The organism is Paenibacillus sp. JJ1722 (assembly GCF_048282685.1).
Classification (GTDB): Bacteria; Bacillota; Bacilli; order Paenibacillales; family Paenibacillaceae; genus Paenibacillus; species Paenibacillus polymyxa_B.
The window spans coordinates 1918018-1944592 of sequence record NZ_CP182500.1; the positions used below are offsets into that span (position 1 = coordinate 1918018).

Genomic DNA, 26575 nt, shown 5'->3' on the forward strand with positions numbered 1-26575 from the left:
ATATGATTTGCGAGGGTGGACCGGTCGGTCTGCCCTCTTTTTGTTCCTGGGCTGTAAATATGGTTTAATGGAGAGAGGGCAAAATAGAGATAAAGATGCACAAAGATAGGAGAGCTTGTATGACTCAAGAGGAGAAACAAACGGAATTACGCTGGTATGGCGCACCGCTACGTGTCCGTTATCAGGAAAGCGACCAGATGGGGGTCGTATATCATGCAAATTATTTGAACTGGTTTGAGATCGGGCGTACCGAAATGATCCGGCAGGCGGGCTTTAACTATCGGAGCATGGAGGAACGAGGAGTCTTGCTGCCAGTTATTGAAATCAATGCGAAATATGCGAGTCCTGCTCGATATGATGATTTAATTACCATTTATACGGCAATTACGGACTTCTCTAGACTACGTCTAAACTATACCTATGAGGTTCGACGGGTAACGGACGATGAGCATCAAAGGTATCTGGGAAAGGTATGGACCCAGGCAGACACGCTACCGGGAGAACTGCTTGTCACAGGGATGACACGTCATGTATGGTTGAACACCGAATGGAAGCCTGTTCGACTAGATCAGGCGCTACCTGAGCTGTACACTGCATTAAGGTTTGCTTTTACAGGCGGGGAGGGGCAGAAGTCATGATGATGCGTAAACGTCTATGGCTGTTGCTGCTGCTCATTCCTTTGGCGGAGCTGTACGGGTTTATATGGGTAAGTCATTGGATTGGAGCGGGCAAAACGATTTTACTCATCATTCTGACGACCCTAATCGGGGCTGCCATGATGCAATTTGAAGGTCGTAAGGTGATTGCCGATGCGAAAAATGAAATGAACCGGGGGCAAATGCCCGGCCGTAAAATGCTGGATGGATTATGTGTCTTTTTCGGTGGGAGCTTGCTGCTTATCCCCGGATTTTTAACAGATATTATTGGTTTTACGTTGGTATTCCCTTTAACACGAGCGTTGTACCGACGCTTTTTATTGAAGTGGCTGGAGAAAAAAATGAAAAACGGCAGTATTACGTTTCGGCGGTTTTGACGTGAGCTGCCGTTTTTCCTATCCATGATCTATCGGACTCTTCCAGCGAGAATATAGTTGCGCAAGTCCTGAATGACATTCGCACGATTCAGTGCATCAACGACAATTAGTGATACAGGTCCGATAATTAATCCTAAAACGCCAAACAGCTTGAGCCCGATGAACATACCGATGAGGGTGGGAAGCGGGTTCAAGCCCACGCTGCTGGCCAGCACCTTAGGCTCCACGATCTGTCGTCCAATCAACAGGATGATATAAAGGATCGACAATCCTACCCCTAGTGCCAAATTACCGGACATATACGCATACAGTATCCACGGAATCATCACAATGCCAACCCCCAAATAAGGTAGCAAGTCCACTAGCCCGATCATCAAACCGATGGTAAAGGCGGATTCCACACGCAATATGAACAGCCCAACAATGACTGTTAATGCCGTAATGGAGATGATAATAAACTGTGCACGCAAATAGCCGTACAGTGCTTTACGCAGATCGTGCCATATATCCGACAATGGTTTGCGAATCGTATCAGGAACCGTATTTGAGAGCATCCGACTATGTCGGTCCCAGTCCTTACTAATAAAAAAGGCTGCTAATACAATAACCATTAGAACTGCTCCCATATTAGGCAGAGAGGTTAGCAAGTTCAAAACTCCATTAAAAAATTGAGCGACTAGCGTAGTGACAGCCGAACTCACGGTTTGAGTTGTCTTATCAATATTACTGTTAATGGTATGTTGGTAATCCGGATTATCCCGGATAAAATGGTTAATTTCAATAATTACATTTTGAATCAAATCGCTTTGTGTCCAATCGATAAACAGACTTTTAAAACGCTCAATATGTCCGTCGAAAGTCATGGCCAACTTAATAACTTCTCGGACCATGCGGGTGATTGCCGCAGAAAGGATAATTGCAATTCCACCTAAATATACAAATAATGAGACCGTGACAGCCGTCCAACGTGGCATACGGGCTTTGTTACGCAGAAAACTAACCAGTGGATTCATGGCATAAGCCACAAGCCAGGCGAATAGGAAAGGATAGATGAGAGGGAAAAGCGCATATATGCCCAGTAACAGAGCTACAATCACGATTGCCACCCATAGAGCACGAAATATGCGATTCAGGATTAATCGGCTCAAGCTCTCACGGCTCCTTTCTTTTGCGATAGTTTTTCATAAAGTAAATGCTCTACTATACATATGCGGGAAAGGGGGGAGACAAGACCTGTGTAAAAAAGTGCAAATAAATCAATAATTTTTGTAAGGGGTTTCAAAAAATTCTTTATGGAAGCGATAAAACATTTGAATGTGTTGGAATAGCCCTCAATGTTCACATAAACGACAAAATCCAGTATAGTGAAAGAAGGTTTAAATATTGACATATGGCGTTAACATTACTCAGCTATTTAAAAGACATATCTTACTTTTGAAAATGTTTACATTGCAAGTCCGTTCACAATGTTTTTACAAAGGAGAGATGTAACGATGACAGCGACTAAAGGTCTGGAAGGGATCGTAGCGACCACTTCCTCCATAAGCTCTATCGTAGATGGCGTTCTCACGTACCGGGGTTATAACATTGATGATTTGGCTGTTAACGCCGATTTTGAAGAGGTAGCTTATTTGTTGTGGTTTGGAAAATTACCTGATAAAGAGCAATTGCAGGAGCTTCGCAACCAGTTAAGCGAATACGCTGCTATTCCGGATGAAATTGTTACTCAATTAAAGTTATACCCGAAAAATTTGAGCACGATGGCTGCCTTGAGGTCAGCCGTATCGTCTCTCGCTTTGTATGACCCAGAGGCGGATGATATGTCGAGAGAGTCTAATGTGACTAAAACCGTCAAGCTTCAGGCGCAATTGCCCACCATTGTGGCAGCGATAGCACGTATACGCGAGGGCTTGGAGCCGATTGCGCCTAAAAAAGGTATTTCCATCGCTGAAAACTTTTTATATCAGCTGACTGGCAAGGATCCAGAGGAGACGGCTATTAAAGCGTTCAATCAGGCTCTTGTGCTGCACGCCGATCATGAATTAAATGCTTCTACCTTTGCTGCGCGTGTAACGGTAGCCACATTGTCGGATATTTATTCCGGAATCACATCTGCTATTGGAGCTTTAAAAGGACCACTGCATGGTGGGGCCAATGAGGCTGTGGCCAAAACGCTGGAGGAGATTGGTGGTTTGGATCAGGTGGACTCCTATATTCAGGCGAAACTGGATAACCGCGAAAAAATTATGGGCTTTGGACACCGAGTCTATAAAAACGGTGATCCGCGTGCCAAGCACTTGCACAAAATGTCCCGCGAGCTGGGGGAAATGAACGGTGACACAACGTTGTTTGATATGTCAGTTCGAATTGAAGGAATTGTAACAGGGCAAAAAGGCTTGAAGCCCAATGTGGATTTTTATTCTGCCTCTGTGTATACCCAACTGGGTATCAAGAGAGACCTGTTTACACCTATTTTTGCTGTGAGTCGTGTATCTGGATGGACCGCACACATTTTAGAGCAGTATGAAAATAACCGCCTGATTCGTCCTCGCGCCGAATATACAGGTCCAATGGATCAAAAATATGTATCACCAGAGTTGCGCTAGCCCCTTGTCGAAGGAAGATTGAGGTTGTATACCCTGAATTTAAAAAATAAGGTACAATAGAGGGGACGACGAGAGATGTACGTTTTTGTCAGTGATAAAGATCATGTCTTTCGTCCTGTACCCATTCATATCTGAGGAGGAAAAGGAACTTATGGCGAAATTTGAAAAGTTTGAGCTCCCAACTGAAGGCGAAAAAATTACGATTGATAACGGTCAACTACAGGTTCCGAACCATCCGGTAATTCCGTTTATCGAAGGTGACGGCACGGGTCGCGACATCTGGAAAGCTTCCAAACGCGTACTGGACGCAGCTGTAGAAAAAGCATATAACGGCAGCAAAAAGATTGCCTGGTATGAAGTATTCGCTGGTGAGAAAGCTTTCAATACATACGGCGAATGGCTCCCTAACGATACTTTGGAAGCCATCCGTGAGTATATTGTAGCCATCAAAGGACCACTTACGACACCTATTGGCGGTGGTATCCGTTCGTTGAATGTGGCATTGCGTCAAGAACTGGATTTATACGTATGTCTGCGTCCTGTTCGTTATTTTAACGGTGTTCCTTCTCCAGTGAAACGTCCTGAATTGGTAGACATGGTTATTTTCCGTGAGAACACAGAAGATATTTACGCGGGGATCGAGTATGCTGAAGGGTCTGAAGACGTGAAAAAGGTTATTCAGTTCCTCCAACAAGAGCTGGGTGTGAACAAAATCCGTTTCCCTGAAACCTCTGGTATTGGCATTAAGCCAGTTTCTTCCGAGGGTTCAAAGCGTCTGGTGCGGGCTGCCATTCAGTATGCTGTTGACCACGGACGCAAGAGTGTAACGCTCGTACACAAAGGTAACATTATGAAATTTACCGAGGGTGCCTTCAAAAACTGGGGTTATGAAGTGGCTGAGGAAGAATTTGCAGATAAAGTATTTACTTGGGCCCAATATGATGTAATCAAGGAAAAAGACGGTGAGGATGCGGCGAATGCAGCTCAAAAAGCAGCTGAAGATGCAGGCAAAATCATTATCAAGGATGCGATTGCTGATATTGCACTTCAGCAAGTACTGACTCGTCCTTCTGAATTTGATGTGATTGCTACGCTCAACCTGAACGGGGACTATCTGTCCGATGCTCTTGCTGCCCAAGTTGGTGGAATTGGTATTGCGCCAGGTGCGAACATTAACTATGTAACAGGGCATGCTATCTTTGAAGCTACACATGGTACAGCTCCAAAATACGCCGACAAAGACGTAGTGAACCCTGGTTCCGTAATTCTGTCGGGCGTAATGTTGCTTGAACACTTGGGTTGGCAAGAAGCGGCTGACCTGATTTACAAAGGGCTGGAGACGTCCATTAATAAGAAGATTGTAACTTATGACTTTGCTCGTCTGATGGATGGTGCTACACAAGTGAAATGCTCCGAGTTCGCAGATACCATTATTAGTAACCTGTAAGGAAGGGGAATACCACTTGTCCATTCAACGTAAAAAAATATCCATTGTTGGCGCCGGTTTTACCGGTGCCACTACCGCATTGCTGCTGGCTCAAAAGGAGCTAGGTGATATCGTACTCATCGATATTCCGCAACTAGAGAATCCGACCAAAGGCAAGGCGCTTGATATTTTGGAGGCCGGTCCGGTACAGGGATTTGACAGCCAGATCACGGGCACTTCCAATTACGAGGATGCAGCTAACTCGGATATCGTCATTATTACAGCCGGGATTGCACGCAAGCCGGGTATGAGCCGTGATGATTTGGTAAATACGAACGCAGGAATTGTAAAATCCGTTTGTGAGAACGTGAAGAAGTATGCGCCGGATTCTATCGTCATTATTCTGAGTAATCCGGTAGATGCTATGACCTATACTGCCTATCAAACGCTTGGGTTCCCGAAAAATCGGGTTATTGGCCAATCAGGTGTGCTGGATACAGCGCGATATTGTACCTTTATTGCACAAGAACTGAACGTTTCTGTCGAAGACGTGCGCGGCTTCGTTATGGGTGGTCACGGTGATGATATGGTGCCCCTGGTACGCTATTCCAGCGTTGGAGGTATACCTATCGAAACCCTGATTTCGCAGGAACGTATCGAAGCAATCGTACAACGTACACGCGGCGGTGGCGGAGAGATCGTTAATCTGTTGGGTAATGGTAGCGCATATTATGCTCCGGCAGCTTCGCTTGCACAAATGACAGAAGCGATTGTAAAAGATAAAAAACGGATTATTCCGGTCATTGCATACCTGGAGGGAGAGTACGGCTATCAGGATTTATTCCTTGGCGTACCGACACTTCTTGGCGGCAATGGCATCGAAAAAGTGTTCGAGTTGGAATTGACAGCCGAAGAAAAAGCAGCGCTCGATCAATCCGCCGAATCGGTCCGCAGTGTGATTAAAATAGTTACCGTATAGATTCAATTTTCTACTAAGACGGTATACTTTTACTTGAAGAGGTGTCCCCAAGCCATAGTCATGGCCGCTGGACACCTCTTTTACTTTTAAGTAATCTATTCGTTTTCTTCTGTATTCCTTTGCTTTGACCCACTTCCCCGGTATAATAGAGTTCATATGTATTGATAGTTACATGAGGATTTTGCAAAATCCTGACATAGAAAAGCATGTCCCAAAACACTGAAAAGATGGTAGTCATTCGTTGGAATATGATCGTTCTATGGAAAAAAAGTTTGTAAGAAAACAAAGAAATGGAGGTTGTAAAGAATGTTTTTTATTCACATTATTGGATCACTGGCAATGGGTTTTTATTTATTGCTCCCCTTCGTTGTGGGCAAAATCGACAAATTGGCTCCTAGCGTGCAGGAGGGAACGATATCGGCTGTTCAGCTATTGAACCGTTTGGCTCAATTTGCACTGATCCTTGTGCTTGTTAGCGGTATCTATATGATTTTTCCCTGGGGTTCTTATTCGGTAGCATGGATCGTTGTCGTTTTGCTGTTGTTTCTCGCCATTTCTGGTATCGCGGGAGCCATGGGTAAGCCGTTACGGCTGTCGCTGGAAGCGATTCGTAGCCAACAGCCTATTACGCAATACGCTGGCAAAATGCGAATGTTCAGTACGCTGCTTGCCGTCTTCCTGATTTTAATTACGTTTTTAATGGTATACAGCCATATTATTTAATTATGCATTTGGTGAGAGCCTGTAATCGAATGATGACAAATGCTAAATTGAAAAAACGGTCTGTGCTGAATAAGCATAGGTCGTTTTTTTGTGCGCTCAAATAACTACATTTTTCGTTTAACGAATAACTTTGTGTGGTAAATCAGGAGTAGAGTGGATGCAAATGTTGCATCCTAAAAAATATCTGATTTTGAAGGGAGAATGTACAATGCCTAAAAGTAACCAACCTCAGCAAACCTTGCCCCCACAGCATCAGGACCAGCAACCGGGGATTGAGTCCAAAATGTCGCCTGCACCCCAGTTTGAAAAACCAACTTACAAAGCTGCTGGCAAGCTAACAGGTAAAGTTGCACTTATTACTGGTGGAGACAGTGGAATTGGACGGGCTGTAGCTGTCACGTATGCCAAAGAAGGTGCGGACGTAGCTATCATTTACTTGAATGAACACAAGGACGCGGAAGAAACAAAACGTCAGGTAGAGCAGGAGGGACGCAAATGTGTGTTGATTCCTGGCGATATCGGAGATGACCAATTTGCCAAAAAAGCGGTTCAACAGACGGTTCACGAGCTGGGCAAGCTCGACATCGTTGTGAACAATGCGGCAGAGCAGCATCCACAGCAAAAGCTGGAGGATATTACCAAAGAACAGTTGGAGCGTACTTTCCGTACGAATATTTTTGGTATGTTCTTCCTGACGCAAGCAGCATTGCCGCATTTGAAGAAAGGAAGCACTATCGTCAACACAACATCGATTACCGCGTACGCTGGGAACAAGACACTCATTGATTATTCATCGACGAAAGGGGCAATCACATCCTTTACTCGTTCCCTTTCACTCAATTTGGCGGATCAAGGTATTCGGGTGAACGCTGTAGCACCAGGGCCAATCTGGACGCCGTTAATCCCGTCTACATTTGATGCCAAGACGGTCAGCGAGTTTGGAGGAGCACAGCCAATGAAGCGTCCGGGTCAGCCGGAAGAATTGGCGCCAGCCTATGTGTACCTTGCTTCAGACGATTCTTCATATGTAAGCGGGCAGGTTATTCATATCAACGGCGGTGAAGTTATAAACGGATAAGAGGATAAAGGAAAGGCTGGGGGCGTGTTATGCCCTAGCCTTTTTTTCTTTTCACAGTGGAACATAATGAAGGTAGCCTGTAGAATGAGACTTAACTTACATAAAGGATGGGCATATTTTATGAAATCGTTTCGTTTCAGGCTTACCCTGATCATGCTGATTTTGATTGGCGTATCTGTCCTTGCTGCTGGAATCACGATGGGACAAATTTTTAAAAATTCGAATATGAAGGTGCTAGAGGAGAACATGGGACGGGAGATTGACCTTCTTCGGGCTACATTCCCTTTTGTTAATGCAGATGCCCTGTCCAGTACGGATTATGTCTCTTATTATTCTCAAAAGGCGAAAGAAATTGCTCGTCTGACGGAATCGCGGGTGACCTTCATTCGCAAGGACGGGACGGTGGTTGGCGATTCGTTAAGTGATCCTCGTAAGATGGAAAACCACGCATCTCGTGATGAAATACGGCAAGCCACGGTGGAAGGAATCGGTCGGACAATACGCTACAGCGAAACTCTGCAACGAAACATGCTATACGTCGCTGAACCTGTTGTATCGGACAAGGGCTTTGATGGGTATATCCGTTTGTCTATGAGCCTGAAAGCGGTGGAGGAGGGAGTACGGCGCGGCTGGACGGCCATCGGGATTGGTCTTGTGTTGCTGTTTATTGCTGCTGGATTGGTGAGCTATCGTATTGCTCGCAGCCTCACCTCGCCCATTGAACATATTACAGGGGTAGCCAACCGCATATCAGGGCTGGATTATGACGCAAGAGTCGGTGTACAGCGCCGGGATGAGGTAGGGCAACTGGGTGAAGCCATTAATCGTATGGCTGACAGTCTCCAAGACCAAATGAAAACGATACGCGACAATGAGGATCTACTCCAGAGCGTCATGAGTAATATGACAGGCGGAATTCTAATGATTGATGCAAGTGAGTGTATTGCGCTTGTAAACCGTGAGTCTGAGCGAATGCTTGGTGTCGTGGGTAAACGGGTGACGGACAAGCCGTATCATGAGTTGAAAAAGCACTATGAGCTCACAAAGCTAATTGAGGGCAGCATACAAAGCAGAGAGAGGTTGCATGGTGAGGTTCATTTGTACAATCCCGAGGAGAGACTCGTGTTGCTGGACGGTGTCCCGATGTATGAGGATGAAGGCGGATACCGCGGGATGCTGTTCCTTTTACAGGATATTACGGCCATTCGACGGTTGGAAAATATGCGGAGTGAATTTGTGGCTAACGTTTCTCATGAGCTAAAAACACCGATTGCCGCGGTCAAGGGCTTTGCCGAGACGTTACTCGGTGGCGGGGTTAAAGATGAAGAAACGGCCCGCTCATTTTTGCAAATTATATATGATGAAAGCGAACGATTGAATCGGCTGATCGGTGACATTCTGGAGCTATCCAAAATTGAATCCAAGCGTTCTCCGCTGGATTGCTCGCCGGTGCACGTTTCGTCGTTCATAGATTCATTGCTGGAAAAACTGAACAATGTTGCGGCCAAAAAAAGAATTACGCTACACATGGATATCCCGGATGAGTTGTTTATGGAGGCAGATGAAGATAAGCTTCAGCAGATTTTCTTGAACCTTTTGTCTAATGGCATCAACTATACACTTGATGGTGGCAAGGTAAAGATTAAGGTTCTAACGATACAGCGGGAGAATGACACGGAAAAGGTCGTATTTACAGTCAGTGATACAGGTATTGGAATTCCGAAGAAGGACCTGCCACGTATCTTTGAGCGCTTTTACCGGGTGGACAAAGGACGCTCGCGCAACTCTGGCGGAACGGGGCTGGGATTGTCGATCGTCAAACACTTGGTCGATTTGCATCATGGCACCCTTTCGGTGGAAAGTGAGCTTGGATTGGGTACCACGTTTACAGTTGAATTACCACTATTGCAACAGGAAGAATGAACTAGAACATTTTTTACATTCTGTTAACAATGCCGTGATAAAATAAACGGGTGTCGCATGAGTATGGAAAAGGTTTCAGGATTTTGACCAATGCGCCTTTAACAGGTAAACAGGAGATGAAGTTATTTATGGGACAACGCTTGCTGGTTATTGAGGATGAACCAACGCTTGCCAGATTGCTATCCTACAATTTGATACAAGAAGGCTTCGAAGTGGACACGGAGGATCATGGCAGTGCCGGGTTTGAGAAAGCCTCCAGAGAGTCCTACGATTTGATCCTGCTGGATTTGATGTTGCCGGGAATGAACGGACTGGACATTCTGAGCAGACTTCGCCATCAGGGGCTGACGACGCCTATCATTATTTTAACGGCCAAAAACGGTGAAGCAGAGGTTGTTCAAGGGCTGAAGTCGGGTGCGGATGATTACATCACGAAGCCTTTTGGCGTTTCTGAGCTGTTGGCCCGCGTGACGGCTGTGCTGCGAAGAACTTCCGGCGGGGATGAAGGAGTGTTGTCTGATCAGAAAGATAGCTCCAAAATTCAATTGGGCGAGCTGGAGATTTACCCCGAAAAATATGAAGTCATTCTTGGAGGTCAGTCCATCAGCCTCAGACCAAAGGAATTTGAGGTGCTTCTTTATTTGTCCCGCAAGCCGGGTGTGGTATTGACCCGAGATGATCTGATGAATGCTGTTTGGGGTTTTGACTACATTGGCGGTCAACGGACCGTGGATGTGCACGTCAGTTCCTTACGTAAAAAGCTGGAGCTAGATCCCGACTCGGTTCATATTGATTCGATCCGTGGAGTGGGGTACAAGCTGGTTGTAAATAAAAAAAGAAGCGCTTCTCATTTATTATAAATGAGGAGCGTTTTTCTTTGTCCAAAGCAGTTTCCGGCGCTTTTGTGTCCATTTCGTGATTTTACATTTCATTAACAAAACTAGTCGCTAGAATCAACAAATGACCGATATGATGTTCCCGTCACTCCAAGTAGTTAAAAAAAGGGGACTTCAGAACGATGATAACGGAACCAAAGACCCAGCCGAGTTCCACTGCCGTGATTGAACGTGAAGCATACAAGCCGATTACTACCTATGTGCCATGCCGGGAGGTTCCGATCATTGGTACGGACATGTCTTGTAAAGAACTGTTAGCACTTATGAAAACACAGGAAGATATACCTTGTGTTATTGTTGTGGATAAAAATGATCTTCCACTGGGCATTATTATGAGAGATGCGTACAATCGCCATTTTACGGGCAGATTTGCTGCGGCGTTGTTCTATGACAAGCCTGCGGCCATATTTGCCGACCCCGATACATTAATTGTGGATTTAAAAAGCCGGGCATCGGACATTGTGGAATTGGCGATGTTGCGTGAAGAACAGCGTTTTTACGATTGTGTGTTGATTAAGGAAGGCACACGATTACTCGGCGTACTCACGATTCGTGATATCCTGTCCGTCGTGCAGCGAATGCAAAGAGAAGCGGACGAAGAGCGGGGCGATGTGATTCGGCATAGCTATGACGGAGTCCAGCGTATTCAGCTGACTGTGCTGGATGCAGCTAAAGAGGCCGATGACAGTGTGCGGCTAACCCGCTCAATGAGTGAATTATCCCGCCGTGGCAAAGTAGAATTGGAGGATGTTTTGCTCTCCTATCGTGCGGTCACGGAGCAAATGAAGCGCCAGCATGAGCAGATGACGGCGTTGACCCAATCGCTGAATGACATTGCGGGCATGGCCTCATCCATTCGTGCACTGGCAGATCAAAGCGGACTGCTGGCGATCAATGCGTCCATTGAAGCGGCGCATGCTGGCGAACACGGACGAGGCTTCCAGATTGTGTCTCAGGAGGTGAGGAATATGTCACTCCAGACGAAAGCTTTTTCCACGCAGATTACAGGCTTACTCACCCATATCGAGCAGATGCTGCGTGACACTGCTGAACTGACGGATACGAGTATGCAGCAGATTCATACAGGCTCTCAATATATTTCTGCTGGAACACAAACTTTTGCCAAACTATTGCAGGCTGTCGATGAAATTGAAGCCAAAAACAGCGAAATGTCCCATTCCGCAGAGGAAGCGGCTTTGAATGCAGCCGAAATTGCACAGGAGCTTGAACTCATGCTAAGTTCTTGATCATTTTACATACCGTTAACAAATCCACCACACTAAATTTACACACAGCTTATATAATCTTCATATTGTGCAAATCAGGTGCAATGCTTGAGGATCATAACTGCAACACGAAGGAGATCATAAATCCATGAATGATTCCGTAATCCGGATTGATAAGCTGAATTTATATTATGAGAAATTTCACGCGCTGAAACATATAAACCTCGATATTCCTGAAAAAACGGTAACTGCCTTTATCGGGCCGTCCGGCTGCGGCAAATCGACCCTGCTGCGTACGCTGAACCGGATGAATGACATGATACCGGGAACGCGTATTGAAGGCACCGTGAGTATCGCAGGTCAGGATATATACGGCGATACTATGGAAGTAGAAACTCTGCGTAAGCAGGTAGGAATGGTTTTTCAACAGCCTAACCCATTTCCCAAATCGATTTATGATAACGTGGCCTACGGCCCACGTCTGCATGGAGTTCGGCAAAAGGACAAGTTGGACGAATTGGTCGAGCAAAGCCTGCGGCAGGCGGCACTCTGGGAAGAGGTCAAGGACTTTCTGAAGCGTTCAGCTCTGAGCTTGTCCGGTGGACAACAGCAGCGGTTGTGCATTGCCCGGGCGCTTGCTGTACAGCCAGATATTTTGCTTATGGACGAGGCGACATCTGCGCTAGATCCGATCTCCACGATGAAAATTGAAGAACTGGTTCAGGAATTGCGAGACACATATACCATCGTCATGGTGACGCATAACATGCATCAGGCAGCGCGTGTGTCCGGTCGAACTGCGTTCTTTTTAAATGGTGTTGTGGTGGAAGCGGCGGATACAGAGACGATGTTTTCCACGCCGCAAGATTCACGTACAGAAGATTATATTTCAGGGCGATTTGGCTAAAGCCTACCAGATGAATATGCCAGAAGGGGTGACTTCGAAATGATACGTAGAAAAGGTTTTGATGAAGGGTTAGATGAGCTGAGAGCCGTACTGCGCGAAATGGGTGCACACGTTTCGAAGGCGCTCGATCAGGCCATTGAATGTTTGCAGACCAAAAATATAGAATTGGCTCAGCAGGTGGTCAAAAATGATGCATCCCTCAATACGCTGGAAGAGAATATTCTCGATATGGGTTCCAAGCTCATTATTACCCAGCAACCGGTAGCGAAGGATTTGCGCCGGATCATTGTTGCATTTAAAATTTCCAGTGATCTGGAACGAATGGGCGATTTGGCACTTGATATTGCCAAGGTGACACTTCGTTTGGAAGGGCAGCAGATCATTAAGCCTCTGGTGGATATTCCGCACATGGCTTCCATTGTTAAAGAAATGATAGATGATGCGATCAAATCCTATTTGGATGAAAATACAGATCTGGCCTACAAAATGGCCAAAGAGGATGATCGTGTGGATTCCATGTATAGCCACATGATCAGCGATCTGTACGCCTTTATGGTAGAAAAGCCGGCAGAGGCTTCACAAGCCATGCTGCAACTGCTTGTAGGACGATACATTGAACGAATTGGTGACCATGCTACGAATATCGGTGAAAGTACTGTATATCTCGTGACAGGGGAGAGACCAGATTTGAACCAGTAGAGCTTTCAGGTATATAGCGGTTGTTTCTGACCCAGACTTGTCTTTGAGCAAAAGGCAAATTTGGTTAGGAAGCAGCCGTTTTTTTCTGAAAAAGGAGTCTTGTATGTTAAGATAGGAAGAGGAATGCGTAAAACGTAAGAACGTTACGAATGCATTGATGAACTTGCGAGGTGCTAAATGGATAAACTCATGCTTATAGATGGTAACAGTATCATTTACCGGGCGTTTTTTGCTATGCCACCGTTAACGAATTCGAGCGGGCAGCAGACGAACGCGGTGTACGGATTTACGACGATGTTATTGCGGCTCTTGGAGGAGCACAAACCAACACATATTCTGGTTGCATTCGATGCCGGCAAAATAACGTTTCGCCATAAAGGATACGAGGATTACAAAGGTGGACGGGAGAAAACACCGCCAGAGCTGTCTCAGCAATTTCCGTTGCTGAAAGAGCTATTGACCGCTTTCGGCATTGCCCAGTTTGAACTGGATGGCTATGAGGCGGACGATATTATAGGCACCCTGTCCAAGACAGCGGACGAAGCCGGTTTTAATGTGCTGGTCGTGACTGGGGACAAGGATATGCTCCAATTGGCCTCAGACCATGTCACAGTCGGCTTGACCCGCAAAGGGGTTACTGAGGTGGAGACGTATGGACCTGAGCAAATTCAGGAACGATATGGCCTGAAGCCGCTGCAAATTATTGATCTTAAGGGTCTGATGGGCGATACGTCGGACAATATTCCTGGTATTCCTGGCGTGGGAGAAAAAACAGCGCTCAAGCTGCTGCATCAATACGGTTCAGTCGAAGAAGTGCTGGCGCACACGAATGAGCTGAAGGGCAAAATGAAAGAACGTGTAGAGACACATGCTGATGATGCGCGAATGAGCAAAGATTTGGCGACCATTTATCGGGATGTAACGTTGGACAAGCAGCTGGAAGATGTGGCCTTCGGCGGGCTGCAAGCAGAAACGGCCGGGCCAGCTCTGGCGAAGCTGGAGTTCAAGTCCTTGCTGGAGCGTTTATCCTTTTCAGGTGAGGTTGGAAGTACTGGGGTAGACGTAGAGGAAGCCGAGGCTGACGTAACAGTGCTGGATGAGCAGCGGATTAGCGAATTGGTAGAAGTGTTGGATCGTGTGGATGTGCTGCATGTTGAGACGCATGGTGATAATCCGCATCATGCTGACATTGTAGGTCTGATATTTGCCGCAACGGGACAGCAATTTTTTATGACACTGGATGCACTGCAAAGCGATGCAGCTACACCTATTCGCGCATGGCTTGCTGACCCTGAACGCAAAAAACGCGGTCATGATCTGCATCGAACGGATTTGGCTTTACACTGGCATGGAATTGAGTTTGCAGGTGCCGAGTTTGATGTGCAACTGGCAGGGTACTTGCTGGACCCAACCGATGCAAACCAGACATTGAGCGGATTGGCAGCCAAATATGGCTTGTCTTCGATCCGTCCAGACGAAGAAGTGTTCGGCAAAGGAGCTAAATATAAAGTCCCTGACGTGGATGTACTGTCCGATCATGTGGCGCGTAAGGCAGCGGTGATTGAAGCTTTGGTGCCTGTGCAGCAGGCGGAGCTGGAAAAAACGGAAATGCACAAGCTGTTTCATGAGCTGGAGATGCCGTTGTCCCGCATTTTGGCGGATATGGAGAAGCAGGGCATCTTGGTGAACGTAGAAGAACTGCGCGCTTTGGGGAAAGAATTTGAAGCCCAGATTGCAACGTTGGTGGGTGAAATCTACAGCATTGCCGGAGTAGAGTTCAATCTGAATTCACCTAAACAGCTGGGTGAGATTTTGTTTGATAAACTGGGTTTGCCTGTCATTAAAAAGACGAAAACGGGGTACTCGACCGATGCGGAGGTATTGGAAAAGCTGGCCCCCTATCATGATATTGTGCAAAATATTTTGCAGTACCGCACTATTGCCAAACTCCAATCGACGTATGTCGAAGGATTGCTGAAAGAAATTTCGGAGAAAACGGGTAAGGTGCATACGTATTTCCGGCAGACGGTTGCAGCAACTGGACGCTTGAGCAGTCAATTTCCGAATTTGCAAAACATTCCGATTCGTCTTGAAGAGGGTCGTAAAATCCGCAAAGTGTTTGTTCCGTCCGAACCGGGCTGGTCTATTTTGGCGGCAGACTACTCACAGATTGAGCTGCGGGTGCTAGCTGATATTTCGGATGATGAACGTTTGAAGGAAGCCTTTGTCCACGATATGGACATCCATACCAAGACCGCATCCGATGTGTTTGGTGTAGCAGCGGAAGATGTGGACTCCAACATGCGGCGTTCTGCGAAGGCAGTCAACTTTGGGATTGTCTATGGAATCAGTGATTATGGTCTGTCACAAAATTTGAATATTACGCGGAAGGAAGCGGCTCGCTTTATCGACCAGTATTTTGATGTGTTCCAAGGCGTTCGCCGTTACATGGATGATATTGTGAAGGATGCGAAGCGGGACGGCTACGTAAAAACGCTGTTGGAACGCAGACGCTATTTGCCGGAGATTAACGCCAGCAATTTCAACCTGCGTTCATTCGCTGAGCGTACAGCGATGAATACGCCGATTCAAGGTACCGCTGCCGATATTATCAAGTTGGCGATGGTACAGATGGATAAGGCGCTACGTGAACGTAATCTTCGCAGCAGAATGCTGCTCCAAGTACATGATGAGCTTGTGTTCGAGGTTCCGCCTGAGGAAATGGAGACGATGAAAGAGCTTGTCCCGGCTACCATGGAAGCTGCATTAAAGCTGGCTGTGCCGCTCAAAGCCGAAGTAAGCTATGGAAGCAATTGGTATGAGGCCAAGTAAGATATTTCAATGAGTAGATAGTCCCAATTTGACGCTGCTTCCGTTATAATATAGGGTGAGGTGAAGACATCATGCCGGAATTACCGGAAGTAGAAACAATTAAACGAACGCTAAACGAGCTTATCGTTGATAAACATATAGATCATGTCACCGTGAATTTACCGCGGATCATTCAACGGCCCGATGATATCCATGCTTTTGCGATGGAATTGGCCGATCACCGGATTACAGGGGTGGAGAGACGCGGAAAGTTTCTGCGGATTTTGCTGGACGGGCTGGTGTTGGTCTCCCATCTTCGAATGGAAGGGCGATATGGATTGTATTCGCAACATGATCCTGTGGAAAAGCATACCCATGTCATCTTTCATTTTAAAGATGGTACGGAGCTGCGTTATCAGGATGTGCGCCAGTTTGGCACGATGCACTTATTTCCGGCAGGACAGGATTTGCTGGAAAAGCCGCTGAACAAGCTTGGTTTGGAACCGATGGACGAGGCCTTTACACCCGAAATGCTGCGTGTCGCTGTTGGAACTCGTTCGACTTCGATCAAGGCAGCGCTGTTAAACCAGTCATATGTGGTGGGCATTGGGAATATTTATGTAGATGAATCGTTGTTTAAGGCGGGGATTCATCCAGCACAGCCAGCCAAAAGCCTAACGGATAGCCAATTTCATGTCTTGCATGAAGCTATTGTCTCCACGCTGGGTGCGTCGATTCAGGTTGGAGGCTCGTCCATTAAATCGTTCGTTAATGGACAGGGCAAAACGGGCGACTTCCAGCATCAATTGCAAATCTATGGACGTAACGCGAAGCCTTGCATTAACTGTGGCACATTGATCGAAAAATCTGTCGTAGCCGGACGTGGCACACATCATTGTCCGGTCTGCCAGCCTCTGCGCTAAACAGGCACAGTCACCCCAAGCCCATCCCTCTCATATATTGTTCCAAGTACCAATACTGCGGAGGGTTTCGGTTGTTATAAGGCCCTGCCTTCGCAATGGGAGGGAATTGGAGTGGCTAATCATTGGGGAGCCCTGCTGTTACTGGCATTTGCGCTAAGTTTGGACAGTTTCGGAGTCGGTGTTACATATGGTCTGCGCAAAATGAAAATTCCACTGTTGTCGATTGCTATCATCTCCGTATGTTCAGGTTTGGTGATTGGCATATCCATGCAATTGGGCGCATTACTATCTCGTGTCCTGTCTCCTGTATATACGACCGTTTTCGGCGCTGTCATCCTGATCTGTATCGGCTGTTACTCTTTGTTTCAAGCTCTGCACCGCAAAGAGGATTCGCTAGAGGATTCAGCGGAGGCCTCTCGGGGGCTGCTTCTTACAGAACAGACTGATCCAGTGAGCAGATCTGTTCTTGGAGAGAAGAAGAGTATAGAGGATGCTGATACAGAGGCTTTCCTTAGCTCAAGAAAAGATCTGTCGGCAGAAGCTTCTGTAGAGCAGCAGGAGCGAACGCTATTTTCTCTGGAGTTCCGCAAATGGGGACTTGTTATTCGGATTCTTCGAAGCCCGTCTGCTGCGGATATGGACCGTTCTGGCAGTATATCTGCTACCGAAGCGGTTTGGCTGGGTATTGCATTATCGGTCGATGCGTTCGGAGCGGGATTAGGGGCAGCTATGCTTGGTTTTCAGCCACTGTCTACTGCGCTGGCTATTACGTTATTCAGTGGAACATTTTTGATTGCAGGGATGAAGGCAGGCTTCTTTCTATCAGCATTTCGATTTATGAAGGCGCTGGGTGTATTGCCGGCATTATTACTGATTATGATGGGCATATTGAAGCTGTTATGAGGTGAAAGAGCATGAATATCGGATTAACCGGAGGTATTGCTACCGGAAAAAGCACCGTGTCGGCTCTTTTGGTCGCCAAAGGTGCGCTGCTGATCGACGCAGATGCCATTGCCCGGGAAGTGATGCTTCCGGGGCATCCGGTGCTGGCGGCGGTCATACAGCATTTTGGACAAGCTATAGTGAACAGTGACGGAACCCTGCACCGCAAAAAACTGGGTGAGATTGTATTCGGAGACCCTGCCCAGCGGCAGGCACTTAACGATATTACACATCCTGCTATTCGTGAGGAAATGCGACTGCGTATGGAAGCATATGAACGGGAACAGCCGGACAAGCTTGTTTTGGCAGATATCCCGTTAATGTACGAGTCCGGGCTGGAGAGCTTGTACGAGGAAATTATGGTTGTGTACGTACCACGTGATATTCAGCTTCAGCGTCTGATGCTCAGAGACGGTCTGACGGAGGAACAAGCTGGACTTCGGCTGTCCGCACAAATGGATATTGAACAAAAGAAAAACTTGGCCGATATCGTTATCGATAATAGCGGAACACAGTCTGAGACGAAACGACAAATTGATCAATTTTGGCAGCGGAAGGGACTTGCATGAATATTTTGCGAAAGAAAAGAGTCCTGCTCACTTTGTTTGTCGGGTTTGTCCTGATTCTGTTCCTCAATTCAAATTGGATGTCCTGGTTCTATCCGATTCAATATAAGGATGAGATTCGGCAGTATTCACAAACGTATGAAGTGGACCCATTTTTGGTGGCGTCTATTATCCGCGTAGAAACCAATTTTAAAACCAGTAAGCAATCGCATAAGGGTGCACTGGGGTTGATGCAGATTATGCCGAATACAGCAAATTGGATTATGGACAGCGCCCAGATTCAAAAGGTTCCGCTAGACAGTGTCAAGCACGAGCCTGGTACCAATATAGAGCTGGGAACCTGGTATTTGCATAACCTATCCATGAAGTTTCAGGATAATCCTGTAGCAATCGTAGCTGCTTACAATGCAGGGCCGGGTAAAGTTCAAGAGTGGCTCGATAAGGGAGTGTGGGATGGAAAAGAAGAGTCCATTAAGCAAATCCCTTTTGGTGAGACACGACATTATGTACAGCGGGTCATTTATTACTACAGGCAATACACGAAAATTTATAATGATTTTTAAAAGACAAGTTAATGACATGATGAGCCTTTTCGCTTTAAAATGAAAAAAAGCGCAGGACAGGCTGTTTTTAGCAGCCCGTCCATACACTTTTTCTTGTTATTTCTGCATTATTACCGCGATTATTGGTATTGACCTGCCAATTGTTGTTCGGCGATCGTTACGAGGCGTTTTGTGATGTAGCCCCCGATCGAACCGTTCTCATAGGAAGTCATGTTACCTTGGTATCCATCTTGAGGAATGCTGATACCCAGCTCTTGAGCGATCTCATATTTCATTTGCTCCAGAGCGCCGGAGGATCTGCTGACTACCAGATTGTTGGAGTTGCCATTGTTTCCTTGTGCCATTGTTGTTCACCTCCTCGCGATGTGGTAAACATATTATGATCCGTTTTGACAAAATTATTACTAAAAATCTTCGGGAATTTATTGGAAAAAGAAAGTGGTGAGATTATGAAATGTCCGTATTGTGCCTACAATGGCACAAAAGTGTTGGATTCGCGACCTGCGAATGATAACAAGTCCATCCGTCGCCGCCGTGAATGTGAGCAGTGTGCCAGGCGTTTTACCACCTTTGAAATGGTGGAGGAAACCCCACTCATGGTCATCAAAAAAGACGGCAGCCGTGAAGAGTTTAGTCGTGATAAAATGCTGCGCGGTCTCATTCGAGCCTGTGAGAAGCGCCCAGTATCCGTCGAGCAATTGGATATGATCGTATCCCAGGTGGAGAACGCTATCCGCAACACAGCAGCCACAGAAGTCGATAGTCAGCAGATCGGGGAGCTGGTCATGGAACAGCTTTACCCAGTGGATGAAGTCGCCTACGTACGTTTTGCGTCCGTCTATCGTCAGTTTAAAGACATCAATATGTTTATGAAGGAACTGAAAACATTGTTATCTAAAGATACAGCCAGCGACTGATCGCTGACTGTATCTTTCTTGGGTCAAGGTGGGAAGATGATTATATTTTTTTTATAAAAGTATTGACACAGGAATAAAAATTTTATATGATATAGAAGTCGCTTGAAACGTTGATTAACTTACTTATGATGGGGCCTTAGCTCAGCTGGGAGAGCGCATCGCTGGCAGCGATGAGGTCAGGGGTTCGATCCCCCTAGGCTCCACCAAACTTTTATTATGGACTCTTAGCTCAGTTGGTAGAGCAGTTGACTCTTAATCAATTGGTCCAGGGTTCGAGTCCCTGAGAGTCCATCCTTTTAGAAAAAACGGCAGAGATGCCGTTTTTTTGTTGTTTATAGATCTATTCCCAGTCTAACCGAGAACAGTTATGGGGTTTTCATTAGCATTTTTTCATTAGCATATCAAAAGAAGTATGGCAAAAAAGAACATCATTGTTTAACGCTGACTGACATAATCGGAAAGGGATTTGAGATACTCACCATTCACCAATTTTCTTGGGGCGAATACGGCTGTTAAGAAAGTTAGAGATTTTGAACGCGCGATTTTTTCATCCATCATGGAATGGTCGGCTTCAGGTAAATGAATCACGGACAGCAGTTCTGGAGGTATTTTCTGGCGATAGACTCGCTCGGTATCCTTTACATCAACATTAATATCTTTGCCAGCCAGAACCAAGAGTACAGGAGAATGGAAGTGACTTAATTCTTCGGTGGAATCAGACAGAAAATTTTTGCCTATAAAGCTCCATCTTTCTTTGGAAATCATATCGTCAGGATCGGCTATGCCTAGATATTCTTCATAAGAAGCATGCTTTTTCAGTAACTGTAGAACTTCTTGATCGTAGTTCAATGTCTTTTGAATTTCTTGCGGAGTAGCTCCTTCTTGTTCCATTTCTTTTCTGGTATTAAATTGTCCTTGGGAAATCCAGTTCACGGCAGGCGATACAAGGATGCTGAATGCAATACCATGCTCCTCTTTAACGATCTTCGGAATGACCCATCCTGCTTGACTGGCTCCCCATAGGCCGATTTTTTGCTTATCAATCATCGGTAAGCTTCTTGCCCAGTCTATTGCATATCGGATCTCCTGTGCGCGGTCCTCCATGCTTTGGTCGAGCCAATTGCCAGGAGCGCTGTTAATACCGGGCTTATTCAGTGACAGGGAGGCATAACCCTTGGAAGCGAACTTTTCCCACAGTGGTTTGTATCCATCATCATATGTGTCATTAATAGGACCATCCCCATGGACAAAAACAACCAATCCAACCTTTCCCGAGTAGTTCTTAGGCAAAGCTAATGTACCTGTTAACAGCCCTTTAGGTGTCTTAATTTGTATTTTTTCTTCTGTCATCTTGTAGGAATTTTGATATAGAACAATTAGTATCAAGGCAACAGCCAGAGTTGCCGCAATACCAAAAGTAAGCTTGAATGTTTTTTTCAACGATGCTCTCTCCTCGAATGCAGGTTCTCTTTCCAACTCATCAGATACCATACAGGCTCCTTGAACCAAAAATGCCGTAACCCATTATACTTGGATTGTTCTACTTCAAACGCCAGTTTGTGATACAAACGGATAGCCCCTTGGTTCTTATGCGCTACATGAAGCGTCAATGCATGAAACCCAGATTCAACCGTAAATTGCTGTGCGAAAGCTAGAAGACGGCGCCCTATTCCCTGGTTACGATGACTTGAACGAATTGCCAAATGATCAATGTAACACTCATTTGCAGCGGGGGTATACTCCAGCGCATGCATACCTGTCAAAAATTTAAATACATTGAAGCAACCAAACTGTTTTAGGAGCGGAGCTAAAGAAATGGGATTTGTTTCAGGAAGTGAAGAGGAGGGTGCCTTCCATTTGAGGGAAAGAACACCGACAACATCTTCGTTCTCTTTGGCTACAAATTGTTTCATAGATGAAGAATAAGGATTTTGAACCCAAACCTGCATTAACAACTTCTGTATATCTTGCTCCTCCAGTGTAACAAGAGATTGGAATTTTGCTTTAAACGATTCGACTAAAAGACTGCAAACAGCTTCATGGTCTTGTTTCTGGTATGCGACAATGTCAAAGGATTTTGCACTCATTTAACGCCCTCCAAGATTTATTCTACTTTAACCTGAATTTCGTATTGCAGCTTGTTGTTGTCGAACATCGAAAGATAAGATTTTTCTACTAGAACAATCTTGCTTTGGCAGTTATATTGGTGATGAGCTACATATCGTTCCATTTGTTTAATTTCATAATCAATCTCTGGTTCTTCAATGACGGAAAGATGCTTATAAAGATAGTTGCCCTCTTCCAGAATATAGTCAGCCACATCCGCCGTTTCATAACATAGCTTCGCCTGTCCAGCATCAGACAAGTAATGCAGGTCATTTTCAAATAATCGAGGTGGGGCAGGGCGGTGTTCAAATAGGTTACCGGCAGTGAGCTCTTGACCATTCTCCAATGCAAACCATAGCTTTAAATGACGGGGAGCTAATCGTTTGACCTGATACTCATCGTCCTGCTGGGTCCGATTATTATGTTCTTCTAACACTTTGTGAATAAACTGTTCATGCATCTTCAAGTTAGCTATTTCGGCCTGTACCTTCTGCAACGAATGCTCTAAAAGCTGGTTATAGTCATCGGCAGCATAGGAAGTCATACATTCTTGAATCTGACCGACAGGGACATTTAATTTGCGTAATAATAAAATATGCGAAAGCTGATAAATCTCATGAAGCCCGTACATTCGATATTGATTTTCTTCTGTATGTGATGGATACAGGACTCCCTTTTCTTCAAAATATCGCAGTTGATGTACAGATACATTCATGAGCTGAGCAAGCTGGCTGATCGTAATGTGTTCTTTCAATGACAGGACTCCTTACTGATAGTTGAATAACTCCACTATAAACCTTAGGTCAGACCTAGGGTCAATAGAAAATATCAAATCAAATCTTGGATAGGCGTATGTGTCGAGCATTTGATGCCCACACCAAGGGGGAGACTGGAGAGTTTACCTGTCGGTGATAACCCGTTATAATCATAAGATTAGTGAGCATAAACAAGATGCTCCGGATGAAGGTTAGAATGGGGAAATCATGTTGAAAACTTTTAAAAAGGTATACATTGAGATAACGAGCATTTGCAATCTCGCATGCAGTTTTTGTCCTCAAACACAGCGTGTCAAAAAATTTATTGATCCGGAAGTCTTTCGAAATGTGCTTGATCAGGTCAAACCACATACGGATTACATCTATTTGCATGTAAAAGGAGAGCCGTTGCTCCATCCGAAAATTGATCTTTTGCTGGAAAGTGCTCATGAGAAAGGCTTGAAGGTCAATATAACCACCAATGGTACCTTGCTGCCGAAGACCGGACATAAGCTGCTTGGGCAACCAGCGCTGCGTCAGATGAACTTCTCTCTCCACAGTTTTGACGGGCATGAAGGCTCCGTGGATCGAGAAGGATATTTGGGTAATATTTTCACGTTTGTAAGAGAAGCGGTGAAACACAATGTCATTATTTCGTTCCGTCTCTGGAACTTGACTGAAGATAATTTGACTAATGTGCAGCGTCAGCGCAACCGGGAAACACTTGAACGACTGGAGCAAGAATTTGGACTGGACTATCGGATTGAGGAAAAGGTGATACCAGGCAGTGGGGTCAAAATCGCACCAAACGTTTATTTGAATCAAGACCATGAATTTGAATGGCCGAGCCTCAGTGCCCCCGAAGATGACGGAAAAGGCTTTTGCCATGCACTCCGTAGCCAAGCGGCGGTATTGGTGGATGGAACGGTGGTCCCTTGCTGTCTGGATGGAGAAGGTGTCATAAATTTAGGTAACGTGCATGAACAATCTTTTTCCGACATTGTGGAAGGGGAGCGTGCAAACCGTCTGTACTTCGGGTTCTCTAAGAGAGAAGCGGTAGAAGAGTTATGCCGAAAATGCGGGTACCGCAAACGATTTGGAACATAACGGAGATTTGGCAGGTGGAGACTTCGAATCTCTGACAAATCGTTACCTTCGTTTTGAGTTTAGATTCTTAGGAAAAATCCGCTAAACATCAAGGATTTCTTGGTGTTTAGCGGATTTTTTGCATACGTAAAACATACTTACATTCAACTATTAACCAGCGCTTTGGCATACTGTTTGCCTGCCGAGAGAAGGCTGTCACTCAGTTTAGGATCATTAACAGAACGTGCAAGCACAAGAGAACCAACCATACTACTGAACAATGCACTGCCCTTGGACTGATCCATTCCCCCCAAATTGGAGATAAACGTAATCATTCTTTCCAGCTCCTGCGTGAATATCTGCCGGATTTCTTCGGAAGAACGGGCTATTTCTACGGAAAGGGCAGGAATAATACAGCCTATTTCTGTTCGATCACGGTGATGGGTGCTTAAATAGTAATCGATGACAACATTAATTTTAGGATCTTGCTTTTCTTGGTCAACGGCCTCCTGAAGCAGTGCGAGGGTATCACTGACGGCATAGCGACAGGCTTCGGCGACTAGCTGTTCTTTGTTATCAAAGTGTGAATAAAACCCGCCGTGAGTTAATCCTGCCCCTTTCATAATAAAGGGCACACTTACATCTTGAATACCGTTGGCACGGAAAGCTTGGGCAGCACTTTCAACGATCTTACTCCGCACTTTCATCTTATGGCCTTTTGGATAAGGCATTGTAATCACTCCACGGGTTTATAATGCTAACTTCAAAATATTATAATCATCATAATAAAACGTGTCAATTTGTCCTCCTATAACGACAACTTCAGAAAGGCTGATCAAGACTATTGACGCTTTTAAAATATGATGACTATAATATATTATAATCATCATATTTTAAATCATGCCATTTTAACAGGAGGTATTAGTTATGAGCAAGCATGAATCTGTAGAAACACTGGTCATTGGATCAGGGCCAGGAGGTTATGTGGCAGCATTGCGTTCTTCTCAGCTTGGAATGAAAACGGCGATTGTTGAACGCAGTCAGCTAGGTGGAGTGTGCACGAATGTGGGCTGCATTCCATCCAAAGCTTTGATTGCCGAAGCACATCGCTATGAGATACTCAGGCAGGTAAATCAGGCAGATGCAGCGATGTCATTCGTGAATGCTCAGGCTTTCAAACAGGGGATTGTGAATAAGCAGGCAGGCGGAGTTGGCTTTTTAATGAAAACGGCAGGTGTGAGCATTCTGGAAGGGGAGGCGAGTTTGGTTGATGGGCATACAGCCATCATCAATCAAAATGGAGCGGAACAAACGATATCCTTTAAGTATGCCATATTGGCAACCGGCTCCCGTCCAATCGAGCTGAAAGCATTTCCGTTTGGCGGACGTATTTTGTCCTCTACAGAGGCGCTTTCGCTTCCAGCGGTTCCGTCCAGCCTGATCGTGATAGGTGGTGGATATATTGGCGTTGAGCTTGGACAAATGTATGCCAAATTTGGAACAAAGGTAATGATTCTGGAGGGAGGGGAACGGGTGCTGCCGGGATTTGAGACGGACCTTGTGGCCCCTGTTGTTAAGCAATTGAAAACAGATGGTGCAAGCATCGTAACTGGGGCGATAGCCGAAAAAGTCGTGCATAATACGGATACTATTACGCTGCATTATTCAAAAGATCAAGAGCAGCATCATGTCACCGCTGAGTTTGTATTAGTTACTGTAGGCAGAAAACCGAATACGGATGGCAGATTAGGATTGGAGCACATTGGCTTGCCACTGACGAGCAGGGGGTTGATCGAGACAGACGAGCAGTGTAGAACGGCTATTCCGCATATTTTTGCCATTGGAGATATTACGGAGGGTCCAGCCCTTGCCCATAAGGCTTCCTATGAAGCGAAGATTGCGGCAGAAGCGATTGCAGGTCAAGCTGCTAAAGTGGATTATAAAGCCATGCCGTTGGTTGTCTTTTCTGAACCAGAGCTGGCTAGTGTTGGCCTAAGTGAAACAGAAGCAAAGGAAAAAGCCTTACCGATTGTCATTGGCAGAGCTTCCTTTGCAATTAACGGCAGAGCATTGGCGCTAAGGGCAGCAGAGGGGTACATCAAAATCGTAGCAAAGCAGGGGTCGGGGATCGTACTGGGGGCGCAAATCGTCGGCGTCGAAGCTTCAACACTCATTTCCGAGCTTGCTCTGGCTATCGAGATGGGAGCAACCGTAGAAGACTTAGCTCTAACCATTCATCCCCATCCTACATTGGGAGAAGTAATCATGGAGGCTGCGGAGAATGCGATCAGAAAAATGGATCGTCCAAAGTAGAGGCTCCGTATGAAATCACTTCATTGCCTGTGAGAATAATTATCAACTATAATATATTATAGTTTGAATATGAGTGTGAGCAGGTACGTGGATGGTT

Annotated in this window: 26 protein-coding genes and 2 tRNA genes; 22 read left to right on the forward strand and 6 right to left on the reverse strand. The window is 45.7% G+C overall.

Features of this window, described 5'->3' with window-relative positions:
* Positions 1-119: 119 nt before the first annotated feature.
* Positions 120-638 (forward strand): acyl-CoA thioesterase, encoded by a 519-nt coding sequence (locus tag ACM1ND_RS08620; protein ID WP_023987913.1) that lies wholly within the window; start codon positions 120-122, stop codon positions 636-638.
* Complete coding sequence (locus tag ACM1ND_RS08625; RefSeq protein ID WP_013309596.1) at positions 635-1033, forward strand: FxsA family protein; 399 nt, start codon at positions 635-637, stop codon at positions 1031-1033. The genes ACM1ND_RS08620 and ACM1ND_RS08625 overlap by 4 nt, the downstream gene beginning before the upstream one ends.
* A 29-nt stretch (positions 1034-1062) precedes the next feature.
* Here ACM1ND_RS08625 and ytvI read toward each other — a convergent pair whose 3' ends face one another.
* Positions 1063-2181, reverse strand: coding sequence for a sporulation integral membrane protein YtvI (ytvI, locus tag ACM1ND_RS08630; RefSeq protein WP_023987915.1), 1119 nt, complete (start codon positions 2179-2181; stop codon positions 1063-1065).
* A gap of 345 nt (positions 2182-2526) precedes the next feature.
* On the opposite strand from ytvI, the gene citZ reads away from it, so the two are divergent.
* The 15 genes from citZ (at position 2527) to ACM1ND_RS08705 (ending at position 19301) form a co-directional block, all read left to right on the forward strand.
* On the forward strand, positions 2527-3639 hold the full coding sequence (gene citZ / locus ACM1ND_RS08635; RefSeq protein WP_028542893.1) for a citrate synthase: 1113 nt from the start codon (positions 2527-2529) through the stop codon (positions 3637-3639).
* Positions 3640-3790: 151 nt separating this feature from the next.
* On the forward strand, positions 3791-5086 hold the full coding sequence (gene icd, locus ACM1ND_RS08640) for an NADP-dependent isocitrate dehydrogenase (protein ID WP_023987916.1): 1296 nt from the start codon (positions 3791-3793) through the stop codon (positions 5084-5086).
* A 16-nt stretch (positions 5087-5102) separates the two neighbouring features.
* Positions 5103-6044 (forward strand): malate dehydrogenase, encoded by a 942-nt coding sequence (gene mdh / locus ACM1ND_RS08645; RefSeq protein WP_028542892.1) that lies wholly within the window; start codon positions 5103-5105, stop codon positions 6042-6044.
* Between the two features lie 306 nt (positions 6045-6350).
* Positions 6351-6767, forward strand: coding sequence for a hypothetical protein (locus tag ACM1ND_RS08650; RefSeq protein ID WP_023987918.1), 417 nt, complete (start codon positions 6351-6353; stop codon positions 6765-6767).
* Between the two features lie 208 nt (positions 6768-6975).
* Positions 6976-7845: an SDR family oxidoreductase gene (locus tag ACM1ND_RS08655; protein WP_023987919.1), complete on the forward strand. Its 870-nt coding sequence runs from the start codon at positions 6976-6978 to the stop codon at positions 7843-7845.
* Between the two features lie 120 nt (positions 7846-7965).
* Positions 7966-9768: a two-component system histidine kinase PnpS gene (gene pnpS / locus ACM1ND_RS08660; RefSeq protein WP_279831360.1), complete on the forward strand. Its 1803-nt coding sequence runs from the start codon at positions 7966-7968 to the stop codon at positions 9766-9768.
* Positions 9769-9896: 128 nt separating this feature from the next.
* On the forward strand, positions 9897-10628 hold the full coding sequence (locus ACM1ND_RS08665; RefSeq protein ID WP_013309604.1) for a response regulator transcription factor: 732 nt from the start codon (positions 9897-9899) through the stop codon (positions 10626-10628).
* A gap of 158 nt (positions 10629-10786) precedes the next feature.
* A complete protein-coding gene (locus tag ACM1ND_RS08670) occupies positions 10787-11911 on the forward strand; it encodes a methyl-accepting chemotaxis protein (RefSeq protein WP_023987921.1) in 1125 nt (374 codons plus the stop codon).
* Positions 11912-12038: 127 nt separating this feature from the next.
* Positions 12039-12797, forward strand: coding sequence for a phosphate ABC transporter ATP-binding protein PstB (gene pstB, locus ACM1ND_RS08675; RefSeq protein ID WP_023987922.1), 759 nt, complete (start codon positions 12039-12041; stop codon positions 12795-12797).
* 39 nt (positions 12798-12836) lie between these two features.
* Positions 12837-13496, forward strand: a complete 660-nt coding sequence (gene phoU / locus ACM1ND_RS08680; protein ID WP_023987923.1) for a phosphate signaling complex protein PhoU — start codon at positions 12837-12839, stop codon at positions 13494-13496.
* A 177-nt stretch (positions 13497-13673) separates the two neighbouring features.
* Positions 13674-16328, forward strand: a complete 2655-nt coding sequence (gene polA / locus ACM1ND_RS08685; RefSeq protein ID WP_053325101.1) for a DNA polymerase I — start codon at positions 13674-13676, stop codon at positions 16326-16328.
* A 71-nt stretch (positions 16329-16399) separates the two neighbouring features.
* The gene (gene mutM / locus ACM1ND_RS08690) at positions 16400-17230 is read left to right on the forward strand and encodes a DNA-formamidopyrimidine glycosylase (protein ID WP_023987925.1); all 831 of its coding nucleotides are present in this window, start codon (positions 16400-16402) and stop codon (positions 17228-17230) included.
* 111 nt (positions 17231-17341) lie between these two features.
* The gene (locus ACM1ND_RS08695; protein WP_075154009.1) at positions 17342-18133 is read left to right on the forward strand and encodes an MntP/YtaF family protein; all 792 of its coding nucleotides are present in this window, start codon (positions 17342-17344) and stop codon (positions 18131-18133) included.
* A gap of 11 nt (positions 18134-18144) precedes the next feature.
* Positions 18145-18741: a dephospho-CoA kinase gene (coaE, locus tag ACM1ND_RS08700; RefSeq protein WP_023987927.1), complete on the forward strand. Its 597-nt coding sequence runs from the start codon at positions 18145-18147 to the stop codon at positions 18739-18741.
* On the forward strand, positions 18738-19301 hold the full coding sequence (locus ACM1ND_RS08705; protein WP_023987928.1) for a lytic transglycosylase domain-containing protein: 564 nt from the start codon (positions 18738-18740) through the stop codon (positions 19299-19301). The genes coaE and ACM1ND_RS08705 overlap by 4 nt, the downstream gene beginning before the upstream one ends.
* Before the next feature lie 119 nt (positions 19302-19420).
* On the opposite strand, the gene ACM1ND_RS08710 is transcribed toward ACM1ND_RS08705, so the two are convergent.
* Positions 19421-19645, reverse strand: a complete 225-nt coding sequence (locus ACM1ND_RS08710) for an alpha/beta-type small acid-soluble spore protein (RefSeq protein WP_013309613.1) — start codon at positions 19643-19645, stop codon at positions 19421-19423.
* A 105-nt stretch (positions 19646-19750) separates the two neighbouring features.
* Here ACM1ND_RS08710 and nrdR point away from each other — a divergent pair, with 105 nt between their 5' ends.
* The 3 genes from nrdR (at position 19751) to ACM1ND_RS08725 (ending at position 20509) form a co-directional block, all read left to right on the forward strand.
* On the forward strand, positions 19751-20218 hold the full coding sequence (nrdR, locus tag ACM1ND_RS08715; RefSeq protein ID WP_013309614.1) for a transcriptional regulator NrdR: 468 nt from the start codon (positions 19751-19753) through the stop codon (positions 20216-20218).
* Positions 20219-20348: 130 nt separating this feature from the next.
* A tRNA-Ala gene (locus ACM1ND_RS08720) sits at positions 20349-20424 on the forward strand.
* A gap of 12 nt (positions 20425-20436) precedes the next feature.
* A tRNA-Lys gene (locus ACM1ND_RS08725) sits at positions 20437-20509 on the forward strand.
* Positions 20510-20653: 144 nt separating this feature from the next.
* On the opposite strand, the gene ACM1ND_RS08730 is transcribed toward ACM1ND_RS08725, so the two are convergent.
* Genes ACM1ND_RS08730 through ACM1ND_RS08740 form a run of 3 tightly spaced genes read right to left on the reverse strand, consistent with a single transcriptional unit; the run spans position 20654 to position 23078 of the window.
* A complete protein-coding gene (locus ACM1ND_RS08730; RefSeq protein ID WP_076264321.1) occupies positions 20654-21658 on the reverse strand; it encodes an alpha/beta hydrolase family protein in 1005 nt (334 codons plus the stop codon).
* Positions 21655-22305, reverse strand: a complete 651-nt coding sequence (locus ACM1ND_RS08735) for a GNAT family N-acetyltransferase (RefSeq protein ID WP_104411499.1) — start codon at positions 22303-22305, stop codon at positions 21655-21657. Before ACM1ND_RS08735 ends, ACM1ND_RS08730 begins: the two co-directional genes overlap by 4 nt.
* 17 nt (positions 22306-22322) lie before the next feature.
* A complete protein-coding gene (locus tag ACM1ND_RS08740) occupies positions 22323-23078 on the reverse strand; it encodes a MerR family transcriptional regulator (protein WP_023987931.1) in 756 nt (251 codons plus the stop codon).
* 229 nt (positions 23079-23307) lie between these two features.
* On the opposite strand from ACM1ND_RS08740, the gene ACM1ND_RS08745 reads away from it, so the two are divergent.
* Positions 23308-24186, forward strand: coding sequence for a radical SAM/SPASM domain-containing protein (locus ACM1ND_RS08745; RefSeq protein ID WP_025719701.1), 879 nt, complete (start codon positions 23308-23310; stop codon positions 24184-24186).
* 143 nt (positions 24187-24329) lie between these two features.
* On the opposite strand, the gene ACM1ND_RS08750 is transcribed toward ACM1ND_RS08745, so the two are convergent.
* The gene (locus tag ACM1ND_RS08750; protein WP_023987933.1) at positions 24330-24896 is read right to left on the reverse strand and encodes a TetR/AcrR family transcriptional regulator; all 567 of its coding nucleotides are present in this window, start codon (positions 24894-24896) and stop codon (positions 24330-24332) included.
* 196 nt (positions 24897-25092) lie between these two features.
* Between ACM1ND_RS08750 and lpdA the strand changes: the two genes are divergently transcribed.
* The gene (lpdA, locus tag ACM1ND_RS08755) at positions 25093-26478 is read left to right on the forward strand and encodes a dihydrolipoyl dehydrogenase (RefSeq protein ID WP_418027593.1); all 1386 of its coding nucleotides are present in this window, start codon (positions 25093-25095) and stop codon (positions 26476-26478) included.
* Positions 26479-26575 lie beyond the last annotated feature (97 nt).